This window comes from Methylobacterium sp. GC_Met_2, assembly GCF_026540795.1.
GTDB lineage: Bacteria > Pseudomonadota > Alphaproteobacteria > Rhizobiales > Beijerinckiaceae > Methylobacterium.
The window spans coordinates 22,111-33,130 of the sequence record NZ_JALNUM010000074.1; the positions used below are offsets into that span (position 1 = coordinate 22,111).

Below are 11,020 nucleotides of genomic sequence, written 5' to 3' on the forward strand. Positions count from 1 at the left end.
TCGATCCCGAAGCCGCGCGGCCCCTCACGGAGCCGGGGGGCCTCCTTAGCGGAGGCCGCCCGGCGACGGAAGTCCGGCCCGCCTCATGCGGCCTTCGCGCCGCGCCGTGACCGGGCGAATTCCATCAAGGCCGCATCCTCGCCCTCGGGCAGGACGATGGCCGTGGTGGCGAACAGGTCGCCGGCGCTCCCGTCCTTGCGCGGCAGGCCCTTGCCGCGCAGGCGGAAGGTTCGGCCCGAACTCGTCATCGACGGGATCCGCATCTCGACGGCGCCGGTCAGCGTCGGCACGCGAATCGTGCCGCCGAGTACGGCATCCTCCAGAGCCACGTCCACGGTGGTGCGCAGGTCCGATCCGTCCACGGTGAAGCGCGGATGCGGTCGGATCCGGATGGTCAGCAGCGCATCGCCCGGCTCGCCGCGCGGTCCCGCGCTCTGGCCCAGGCCGCGCAGCCGGATGGTCTGGCCGTCGACCATCCCCCGCGGGATGACCACGTCCACCTCCCGCCCGGTGGGCAGGTAGAGGCGCAGCTTCTCCTCGCTGGCGACCTGCTCGAGAGTCACGGCCAGTTCGGCGGCGACGTCGTCGCCCTTGGGCGTGCCGCGCTGGCCGCCGGGCCCGGCGCCACCCGCGCGAAACGCCTCGCCGAAGATGTGCGAGAAGATGTCCTCGCCCATCCCGCCGGCCATGCCACCGCCCATGCCGCCCTGCCGGCTGCGGGCCATGCCCTCGAAATCGAATCCACCGCCCCGTCCACCGCCGAACCCTTCGAACCCGGTCGCGCGCGGCTTCCCGTCGGCGTCGATCTCGCCGCGGTCGAACTGCTTGCGCTTCTCGGCGTCGCCCAGGATCTCGTAGGCCGAATTCGCCTCGGAAAACCGGTCCTTGGCCTTCACGTCGTTCTTGTTGCGGTCGGGGTGGAAGTCCTTGGCGAGCTTGCGATAGGCCTTCTTGATGTCGGCCTCGCTCGCCCCCTTGGCCACGCCCAGCACGTCGTAGGGATTGCGCATGGAACTCTTGGCTGTGCGGTGTGGGAATTCCACCCGGATGTGGGAAGGCTGTTGCATACCTGCAACGGTGCTGGCGGCGAAAGTCTGCGGGTTCGCGCGGGACGTCAAGCGGTGCCCATCGCCGCGGAGGCAGAAGGTGCATAACGTCGCCATCCTGCCGGGTCGAAGGCTGCAAGACAGCCGGTCCCGAGGCCGAATCGCGAGGAGTTGAGGCCCCGATGCACTACGCCTGCGACCACATCCATCTGCGCAGCCGCGACGCGATGCGGGCCGCGACTTTCTATGTCGAGACCTTCGGGGCGCGGGAGGTGAAGCGCGTCGGCGGCGATCCGGTGCAGCGGGTCGTCCTCGATCTCGGCGGGCTGAGCGTGTTCATCGAGCAGGCCCCGGCCGAGACCGCACCGGCCGGGCCGACGCCCTGCCTCGGGCTCGAGCATGTCGGGTTGCGCGTCGACGATCTCGACGCGGCGATGGCCGATCTCGAAGCGCGCGGCGTTCCGATCCGCACCGGGATCACGGAGCGCAGACCGGGCCTGCGCATCGCCTTCGTGGAGGGTCCGGACGGCGCGCTGATCGAAGTTCTGGAGCGCAAGACGGCCTGAAGCGAGAGCATCAGCGCCCCAACGAAACGGGGCGCTCTCCGCGGCTTCCGAGCCCACCGGCACAAGATTGTCGCGGACCGTGCTGCGGCGCGATCGGCCGCCTCTCTAGCCGTCCGTCGCGGCGATGGCTGCGCGGCTCTCCGAGCCGTACACCGCCCCCAGCACCGTCTCGCAGCGGATCCGCAGGCGGTCATGGCACTCGCAGGCACTGGCCGAGACGGCCGCCCGGTCGAGGACCGTGATCCGCCCGCGCCCGACGCGGATCAGGCCCTGCTCCTGAAGCACCCGCAGGATGCGGGTCAGATACGTGCGCTGGACCCCGAGCATTGCGGCCAGGAGCTCGTGGGTGACCGGGAGCGTGTCGCCCTCGATCCTGTCCTGGATCGTGAGAAACCAGCGGAGGCAGCGCTGCTCGATCGGGTGAAGCGCGTTGCAGGCCGCAATCTGCAGCAACTGCGCGACGAAGCAATCGGCATAGCGCACGAACAGATCGTGCACCGATGCGGATCGGCCGGTCGCTTCCTCCAGCCGGTCGGCTTCGAGGCGCAGCACCGAACCGCCGATCTGCACCATCCCCTTGGCGAAGGCCGGTACGCGCCCCCCGCCGACGAGCGCGCCGGCGGCCCCATCATTGCCGATGATGGCGGTCTCGGCGGTCCGCCCGTCCCGGGTGGTCACGACCAGCGCCAGGATCGTATCGCGGCAGGGGAAGATGACGTGCGTGACCGCCGCACCGGCCTCGAAGACCGTCTCACCGCGGGCGTAGGGGGTTCGCTCCAGATGCGGTGCGATCAGCGCCCGATCCGGGTCCGAGAGTGCATCCAGCAGCAGATTGCCCGTGGGGCCGGCACTTTCGATTGGCATCGGGCGGGGACAATCTAAGATCAATCGCTCCCGAAAGAATCCTCTCAGGTGCGCCCAGTCTTGACCGGGCTCCCACGCATAGCCCTCGCTGCCCGATGCTGAACTAACCTACATTGGCAATTGATCAGCGACGTTACTTGTCGGTGCAAAGTCCCTGTTCCGACAGGCGCTTGTGCTCTCGCGGATCGCAATCGGTCGTCAGGAACGACGCCCAGTCAGAGGGTGTGCCGTAGAAGGCGTTACGGTCGACGTCGCCCCGCACGCCCGGAACCCGGCCGGTGGAGGTGAACTGCCACAGCATCCATTTGCGGTTGACGAACCGCTGCTCCGGCTCCGCCGCGGTGGAGCGCAGCCAGTGCGGGTAGTCGGGCAGCTCGCCTTCAAGCACGTCCTTGTGGAAGGTGATGTCGGTGTAGATGATCGGGCGTTTGCCGGTATAGCGCTCCATCTCTTCCAGCATCTCGGTGACCATCGCCAGGGCCTGCGCCCGCGGCAGCTTCTTCGGGCAGGTCTGGGAATGGCCGTTCCACTCGACGTCCAGCACCGGCGGCAGGGCGGTGGGATCGTTCGGGACGTTCCGCTTGAACCAGTCCATCTGCTCCTTGGCCGAGCGGCACCAGAACACGAAATGGTAGGCGCCCCGCGGCACGCCGGCCCGGGCCGCGCCGTCCCAGTTGGTACGGAACCGCTCATCGATGTGGTCGCCGCCCTCGGTCGCCTTGATGAAGGCGAACTGGGTGCCGGAGGCCCGGACGGACGCCCAATCGACGTTGCCCTGCCACTTGGAGATGTCGATGCCCTGGATCGGATGGAGCTTGGCCTTGGCCACACCGGGATGGGGCTTGGCATCGCCCTTGGTTGGATAGAAGTCGTTGTTCGAAGCGCAGGCCGCCAGGCCGGCGAGAATCGCCGCCGCGGCGAACCGGCCGGCGAGCCGGCGGGCCGCCTTGAGGCGCTCGGTCACGCCAAGCGCGTCGCCGAGGAAGGAAGCGCGCGAGAGCTGAGCAATTCGCGACATCAGTGTTGAGCCCGCCACCGAAGAAGCGCCAAAGACAGGCGTAATCGATGGCCCCAGCGCAGTTAACGGACCTTTGCGATCATTGCGGCGGAATTCCGAGACGCGTTGCATTGCCGTGACATACGCAGGGGATCCAGGGGTGTTGCACAGGATGACGCCCGGCTAAGTGCCGGTTCCGCAATGCGAGTTCGGTGACACCGCCGTGAGCAAGCAAATCTTCACCATAGGGTACGAAGGCCTGGATTCGGAGCAGCTCGGCGGCATCCTGCGCGATGCCGGGGTGGGCGTGCTGGCGGATGTCCGAGCGGTGGCGAATTCGCGCAAGCGCGGATTCTCGAAGAGCGTGCTCGCGGCATCGCTGCAGGAGGCCGGCCTGGGCTACACCCACCTGCGCAGCCTCGGCACGCCGAAATCCGGCCGGCAGGCGGCCCGGGCGGGGGATGCGGCGCTGCTGCGCCGGATCTACTGTGAGGAGGTGCTCGACACCGCCGCCGGGCAAACGGCCCTCGACGAGCTGTCGGCGATGGCCGAGGCGGCACCGCTCTGCCTGCTGTGCTTTGAACGCGATCCGTCCGTCTGCCACCGGCGCATCCTATCGGAGCGGCTCGCTGCGCGGGGCTTTGTGGTGCGGGATCTCTGAACGGTTGTTCCGGGGGACGGCAATCCGGCTTTTGAGGCGCGCTCTCCTGGCCCCCTCTGCCAGCGACAAGCGACACGGGTTTCAAGTCTTAGCGTACGTCATCGCCAAATCGACGGACGCGAGTCCCCTCGCCCATGACGACTACGATATTCACAAATCACCGTCTGGCTGTGACACGCGCCCTACCTCCCCCCTTTGCGGGGGAAGGAAATGCGCGGCCGCCCGTCTGCCCTATCCAAGACCGATGTAGACAACCGGTCGCCCGTGCGAGAGAGGGCCGATACGCTCCGTCACGAGCGACGATCTCCGACCCGGATAATTAAAAGTGGGTCCTCGCGCTGGAGTAAGTTGCTCGGCCGCTTTTCGGTCTTACGCCGAGAAGCGCGAATCCACCGAAGGCCCGTGCGGCGGCTGAAGGCGTGCGCCGATCGCGCCGGCGAGCCTTCGGAGCGGGCGCAGGGCCGCGCCCAGGCGCGATGGCGGCGCGATGCGCCGCGTGCGTCGATCCGGATCGGCCACCGGCTCGACCGGCATGTACAGCGCGTCGAAGAACGGGATCTCCAAGAGCGTCGAACCGGCCGCGTCAGTGATCACCATAGTGGCTGCGAGCAGCCGGGAATCGCCGCCGTGCTGGCGCATCAGGCCCTGCACGACGGTGCGGGCAGCGGCCCGGGCGGCCTCCGCGTCGGCGACCCATTGCACGGCCGACGCCGGCAGCGAGGATTGCCCGAAACGGATCGTGAAGTGAGCGTGGATCATGGGGGCTCCCGGTGAGGGCCGAATCTGCGCGTCAGGCCGCCTGCGCGCCTTCGGCGGCCTCGGCGGCCTCAGCGGCCGGTTTCGGATCGAAGGCCTCGGCCAGGAGTTCGAGGCGGCGGGCCATGTCGCGCACCTCGTTCAGCGCGATCGACTTCTGGCCTTCCTTGACCGCACGGGTGATGTCGCTGACCTGCGTTGTGGCGATCCGCTTCAGTTCCTCGGCGAGTTGCTGGCAGGTCATCATCGCATCCGGCTCGGCTGGTCGATCTGAGCAGGAACCCTGGCGCGCCCGCGCTTACCAAGGCGTTTCGCCGGGGCGCGACGCCTGTGGACAAGATGGGGATCACGGTGCCACTCAATCCTGAAGATGGCGGGCCGCGATGATCGAGGCCGCGGTCCGGTTCTCCACGCCGAGCTTGGCGTAAATGCCTTCGAGATGCTTGGTGACGGTCCGGTGGCTCAACCCCAGGATCTCGCCGATATCGCGGCTCGATTTGCCGCGCGCGAGCCAGAGCAGCACCTCCGCCTCCCGGCCGGTGATCGGCAGGCGCGCCCGAAGCCGTTCGACCCCCAGAGCGGGCTCCTCCCGCGACAGCCGGAGCAGGACCTCGTCCGACGTGCGGCCGATGAAGCTCAGGGCGATGGCCGCCCCGTCGCGATCGGTCAGCGTCAAGGGCGCGGCCGCCCCGGCGAGGCAGCCCCGCAGCCAGTCGCGGGACCGCAAGGGCAGGACGAAGACACCCGAGGGATCGGCGACGAGACCGGCGAGCAGCCGCCCGGCCTGCGGCGTCGACCACAGCACGGTCCCGTCCTCCGCGACGGCGAACAGGGTCCGACCCGCGGTGTCGAGGGCCGCCCGAGCGCTCTGCGCGGCGCGGGCGCTCGCCAGATGCACGCGGATTCGGGCCAGGATCTCGTCCGGAGCGATGGGCTTGGTGACGTAGTCGATCCCGCCCGCGCTCAAGCCCTGCACGATGTGCTCGGTCTCGCTCAAACCCGTCATGAAGATCACCGGCACGCCCGCGAGCTGCGGCTTGGCCTTGAGCCGGCGGCAGGTCTCGAACCCGTCCAGCCCCGGCATCACGGCGTCGAGCAGGATCACGTCGGGGGTGATCTCGTCCACCAGCGCCAGGGCGAGGTCACCGCCCACCGCCACCAGCACGGTGGCACCCGACCGTTCGATCGCCTCGGTGAGGAAGCTCAACGTGTCCGGGGAATCGTCGACCACCAGGACGATGTCCCGATTTGGCCGGCTCGGTGTCTCAGCCATTGCGGGCGAGCCCCTGCAGCACCGACAGGTAGCGGCGCAGGTCGTAGCCCTCCACCAGCCCGCGCATCTGCGCCACGAAGGCCGGGGGCGCCGATGCCTCCGCCTCCATCCGGCTGAGCGTTGCCTCGATAGCCCGGATGTGACCGATCCGCCCGAGGCGCAGCAATTCGCCGATCTGCTCCGGCCCGGGTGCCTCCAGGGTCACGACGGGCTCGCGCGGAAGGGCGGCCGCGCCGGTCCATTCCAGCCGCAACAGCTTGCCGACGCGCTCCATCACGTCGCGCAGGTCGAAGGGCTTGGCGAAGATCGCGTCGTGGGGTGCGTCGTCGCCGCGTACGGGGCTGATCTCGTGGACGTTGGCCGACATCATGGCGATCGGGCCGGCATGGCCTGCGGCCCGCAGGGCCGCGGCGACCGCCCAGCCGCTCATCCCCGGCATGGCGATGTCGAGGAGGATCAGGTCGATCCCGCCGGCCGCGACCGCCGCCAGGCATTCGGTCCCTGAGCCGGCCTCCAGCACGGCGATCCCGTGCGGTTCCAGGATCGCCCGCATCAGGGCGCGGTGCGCACTGTCGTCGTCGGCCACGAGGACGGTGCGGCGGGCGCCCGCATAGGCCCGTTCCGGCGGTTCGGCGGGGGCTGGCAGGACGACCGGCATGGGCTCGGCCACCGAAGCCAGCATCAGCCGCAGCCGCGCCTGCGTGCCGCCGCCGGGCGCCGCCGCGATGGTGATCTCGCCGCCCAGCAGCTGCGCCAGCAGATTGGCGATGGTCAGCCCCAAACCCGTCCCCGGCGTACTGCGGGCGGCGGGCGTCGAGCCGCGCTCGAAGGGCTCGAAGATCCGCGCCAGATCCGCCTCAGGGATGCCGGGGCCGGTATCGCGGATCGTGAACACGGCGATCTGGCTGCGATAGCTCAGGTCCAGCGAGACCGTGCCGGCCTCCGTGAACTTGATGGCGTTCGACAGGAGGTTGAGCAGCACCTGCCGCAGGCGCTTCTCGTCCGTGGCGACGACGGCCGGCAGGATCTCGGGCCGTGCGAACCGGAACTCCAGCCCGGCCTCCCGGGCCTGGAGGCGGACCATGTCGACGAGCTGATCGAGGAAGTCGGCGAGCCGGACCTCGTCGCGGTGGATCTGGAGACGCCCGGCCTCCATGCGGGAGATGTCGAGGAGACCGTCGATCAGGCCGGACAGGTGCTGGCCGCTGCGCCGGATCACCCGGATCGCATTGAGCCGGTGGGCCGGAATCGCGGGATCGGATTCGAGGAGCTGGGCATAGCCCAGCACGGTGGAGAGCGGCGTGCGCAGCTCGTGGCTGATCCCGATTACGTAGCGGCTCTTGGCCTGGTTGGCGGCTTCCGCCCGCTCCTTGGCCTCCTGCAGCTTGGCGTCCGTGACCTTGTGGGCAGCGATCTCGGCCTCGTAGAGGGCGGTCTGGCGCATGGTCTCGGCCTGCGCGACGCCACGGCTCTCCTGCGCGAGCACGAACAGCCACGCCACCACGCCGAGGATCACCACCAGGGTGAAGAACACGCTGGTCAGCGCGTCGCGCAGGAACGCGCGGTGCTCCGGATGCGCGATCGTCGCGCTGGCATGGACGATGCCGAGGATCAGGCCGATCACCGCGCACAGCGTCAGCATCACCGCGAGGTAGCGGCCGAGCGGCGCGCCGATCCAGGCGGCGGTACGGCCGGGCAGGATCCGGGCGACGGCTGCCTGCGCCTGCACCTCCAGCCGGCCGTGCGGCTTGCACAGGTCACCGCAGCGGGCGTCGAGCGAGCAGCACAGGGAGCAGATCGGCGCGTCATAGGCCGGGCAATGGGCCATGTCCTCGCCCTCGAAGGGCAATTCGCAGACGCGGCAGACCACCTCCGACGAAGGCCAATCGGTCTGCGGCGTGCGGGCGAGATACCAGCGCCCCGCCGTGGCCCAGGCGATCGCCGGGGCGGCGGCGAAGGCGGTCGCGAGCGTGAGCAGCGGTGCGAAGGGCTGGAGCAGGTGGCCGAGAAGCCCGGTATAGGCGAGCCCGCCCAGGGCGAGCGCCAGCACCATGGCGCCGGTGCCCACGGGGTTCACCGCATAGAGATGCGCCCGCTTGAACTCGATGCCGGGCGGCGAGAGGCCCAGCGGCTTGTTCACCGCGAGGTCGGCGGCGAGCGCCCCGACCCAGGCCGAGACCACCGCGGCATAGAGCGGCAGCGTGCTCTCGATCGTCTTGTCGATCCCGAGCTCCATCAGCAGCAGCGCGATGGCGACGTTGAAGACCAGCCACACCACCCGCCCCGGATGGCTGTGGGTCAGCCGCGAGAAGAAGTTGGACCACGCGATCGAGCCGGCATAGGCGTTGGTCAGGTTGATTTTGAGCTGCGAGACCAGCACGAACAGTCCGGTCAGCAGCAGCGCCGCCCGGCTCCCCTCCCCGGTCAGATAACCGAAGGCGATCGCGTACATGCGGGTCGGCTCGGCGGCGTGCTCGGGCGGCACGCCGTGACCGAGTGCGAGCACCGCCAGCGCGGCGCCCAGCAGGATCTTGAGCATGCCCGGCAGGATCCAGCCGGCGCCGCCGGAGAGCACCGCGAGCCACCAGCGACGATCGCGCGGATCCTTCGGTTCGGGGACAAATCGCAAAAAGTCGACCTGCTCGCCGACCTGCGCGAGGAGTGCCAGCAGGACGCCGGTGGCGAGCCCGAACCGGGCGAGATCGAAGCCGACATCGCCGTCGAGGCCCGGGAAGCGCACCAAGGCGCGCAGCGGCTCCGCCCCCTGGGCGGCTACGAAGACGAGCGGCAGCAGGCTGAGGGCGATCCAGAGCGGCTGCGACCAGATCTGGAACCGGCTGATCAGGCGGATCCCGTAGACCACCAGGGGAATCACGGCGCCCGCGCAGAGCAGGTAGCCGACACCGAGGGGCAGCCCGAAGCAGAGCTGCATCGCCAGCGCCATGATCGCCGCCTCGATGGCGAAAAACAGGAACGTGAAGCTCGCGTAGATCAGCGACGTGACGGTCGAGCCGAGATAGCCGAACCCGGCGCCGCGGGTCAGCAGATCCATGTCGACGCCGTAGCGTGCGGCGTAGACCGTAATGGGCACAGCCGTAGCAAAGATGATCAAACCGACGAGCAGCACCGCCGCGAGCGTATTGGGGAAGCCCGCGGTCAGGGCGAGCGTGCCGCCGATCGCCTCCAGCGCCAGGAAAGAGACCGAGCCCAGCGCCGTCTGCGCCACCTCGAACCCGGTCCAGCGCCGCGCCTTCTTGGCGGTGAAGCGCAGCGCATAATCTTCCAGGGTCTCGTCGGCGACGAAGCGGTTGTAATCCCGGCGGATCGGGATGATGCGCTGCACAGCGGTCATGACACCGCGAGCCCGCGCGCGCACGAACACCCCCGTATTCGCGCGGCACTTATGTTGCTCGCGCCCAAGACCGGCATGACCTCACACTGTTCCGCCGCGATGGTGCAGCGCATGCAAGAGTATCGCCATACGCAAAATCGCGTATAGGCCGCACCGCAACAGCCGCCCTAGCCTGCGCTCGTCGATCCGGGCCGCCTCTCAAGACCCGGACGCCCACAGGGTCAGGCAGATGGCAGACGACACCGATCACGGCTTGCGTTCCCCGCTGCGGCGCAGGCTGCTCATGGGGCTGGCCGGCGCACCGGCGCTGGCGCTGATGCCGCGCGCGGCCTGGGCCGCGACGCCGACCGCGACGGTCAACACCACCGGCCTCGCCGTGACCGACACCGAGGTGACGGTTGGCATCCTGCACTCGATCACCGGCACCATGGCGATCTCGGAGACGGGGGCGCAGGAAGCGGAGAAACTCGCGATCGCCCAGATCAACGAGGCCGGCGGCGTGCTCGGCCGCAAGATCAAGATCATCCAGGAGGACGGCGCCTCCGACTGGCCGACCTTCGCCGAGAAGGCCAAGAAGCTCCTCGTCAATGACCATTGCGCCGCCGTTATGGGCTGCTGGACCTCGGCCTCGCGCAAGGCGGTGCTGCCGGTCTTCGAGCAGTACAACGGCTTGCTCTACTACCCGACCTTCTACGAGGGCCTGGAGCAGTCGAAGAACGTCTTCTACACCGGCCAGGAGGCGACGCAGCAGATCCTCGCCGGCCTCGACTGGGTGCACAAGGAGAAGGGCGGCGACAGCTTCTACTTCATCGGCTCGGACTACATCTGGCCGCGCACCTCCAACAAGATCGCCCGCAAGCACGTCGAGAACGTGCTCAAGGGCAAGGTCGTCGGCGAGGAGTACTTCCCGCTCGGCCACACCCAGTTCAACTCGGTGATCAACAAGATCAAGCTGACCAAGCCGAAGGTGATCTTCGCCGACGTGGTCGGCGGCTCGAACGTGGCGTTCTACAAGCAGCTCAAGGCGGCGGGCATCGACCTGTCGAAGCAGGTGCTGATGACGATCTCGGTCACCGAGGACGAGATCGACGGCATCGGCGGCGAGAACATCGCCGGCGCCTATGCGTGCATGAAGTACTTTCAGTCGATCGAGAACGAGAACAACAAGGCCTTCGTCACCGCTTTCAAGAAGATGTGGGGCGAGAAGACCGTGATCGGTGACGTCACCCAGGCCGCCTATCTCGGGCCGTACCTGTGGAAGATGGCCTGCGAGAAGGCCGGCTCGTTCGATGTCGACAAGGTGGTGGCGGCCTCGCCCGGCATCGAGTTCAAGGGTGCGCCGGAAGGCTACGTCCGGATCGACGAGAACCACCACCTCTGGTCGAAGACCCGCGTCGGCAAGGCCAAGCCGGATGGCCAGTTCGAGATCGTCTATACGAGCCCGGAGCTGATCAAGCCGGATCCGTTCCCGAAGGGGTACCAGTAGTCTCCAACTCTCCCCTCCC

10 protein-coding genes are annotated in these 11,020 nt (G+C 68.6%); 3 read left to right on the top strand and 7 right to left on the bottom strand.

All coding sequences use genetic code 11. The features are described 5' to 3' along the window. Window positions 1-83: 83 nt before the first annotated feature. Window positions 84-1,010: a DnaJ C-terminal domain-containing protein gene (locus OXS49_RS21905; protein ID WP_267426685.1), complete on the bottom strand. Its 927-nt coding sequence runs from the start codon at window positions 1,008-1,010 to the stop codon at window positions 84-86. A 218-nt stretch (window positions 1,011-1,228) separates the two neighbouring features. Here OXS49_RS21905 and OXS49_RS21910 point away from each other — a divergent pair, with 218 nt between their 5' ends. Then, window positions 1,229-1,612: a VOC family protein gene (locus OXS49_RS21910; protein WP_267426686.1), complete on the top strand. Its 384-nt coding sequence runs from the start codon at window positions 1,229-1,231 to the stop codon at window positions 1,610-1,612. Window positions 1,613-1,717: 105 nt separating this feature from the next. Here the strand turns inward: OXS49_RS21910 and OXS49_RS21915 are convergent, their stop codons facing one another. Beyond that, the gene (locus OXS49_RS21915; RefSeq protein ID WP_244008221.1) at window positions 1,718-2,476 is read right to left on the bottom strand and encodes a Crp/Fnr family transcriptional regulator; all 759 of its coding nucleotides are present in this window, start codon (window positions 2,474-2,476) and stop codon (window positions 1,718-1,720) included. A gap of 133 nt (window positions 2,477-2,609) precedes the next feature. Beyond that, entirely contained in the window at window positions 2,610-3,494 is an 885-nt protein-coding gene (locus OXS49_RS21920) for a GH25 family lysozyme (protein ID WP_267426687.1), read from the bottom strand. Between the two features lie 202 nt (window positions 3,495-3,696). Here OXS49_RS21920 and OXS49_RS21925 point away from each other — a divergent pair, with 202 nt between their 5' ends. Then, a complete protein-coding gene (locus tag OXS49_RS21925; RefSeq protein WP_267426688.1) occupies window positions 3,697-4,134 on the top strand; it encodes a DUF488 domain-containing protein in 438 nt (145 codons plus the stop codon). A 369-nt stretch (window positions 4,135-4,503) separates the two neighbouring features. Here the strand turns inward: OXS49_RS21925 and OXS49_RS21930 are convergent, their stop codons facing one another. From OXS49_RS21930 to OXS49_RS21945, 4 genes are all read right to left on the bottom strand, one after another. Continuing rightward, entirely contained in the window at window positions 4,504-4,893 is a 390-nt protein-coding gene (locus tag OXS49_RS21930) for a catalase (RefSeq protein ID WP_244008224.1), read from the bottom strand. Between the two features lie 31 nt (window positions 4,894-4,924). Continuing rightward, window positions 4,925-5,134: a hypothetical protein gene (locus OXS49_RS21935; protein WP_244008256.1), complete on the bottom strand. Its 210-nt coding sequence runs from the start codon at window positions 5,132-5,134 to the stop codon at window positions 4,925-4,927. 114 nt (window positions 5,135-5,248) lie between these two features. Then, window positions 5,249-6,163 (bottom strand): DNA-binding response regulator, encoded by a 915-nt coding sequence (locus tag OXS49_RS21940; RefSeq protein ID WP_267426689.1) that lies wholly within the window; start codon window positions 6,161-6,163, stop codon window positions 5,249-5,251. Next, the gene (locus OXS49_RS21945) at window positions 6,156-9,515 is read right to left on the bottom strand and encodes an ATP-binding protein (protein ID WP_267426690.1); all 3,360 of its coding nucleotides are present in this window, start codon (window positions 9,513-9,515) and stop codon (window positions 6,156-6,158) included. Before OXS49_RS21945 ends, OXS49_RS21940 begins: the two co-directional genes overlap by 8 nt. A 229-nt stretch (window positions 9,516-9,744) precedes the next feature. On the opposite strand from OXS49_RS21945, the gene urtA reads away from it, so the two are divergent. Then, window positions 9,745-11,001, top strand: coding sequence for an urea ABC transporter substrate-binding protein (gene urtA, locus OXS49_RS21950; protein WP_244008227.1), 1,257 nt, complete (start codon window positions 9,745-9,747; stop codon window positions 10,999-11,001). Window positions 11,002-11,020 lie beyond the last annotated feature (19 nt).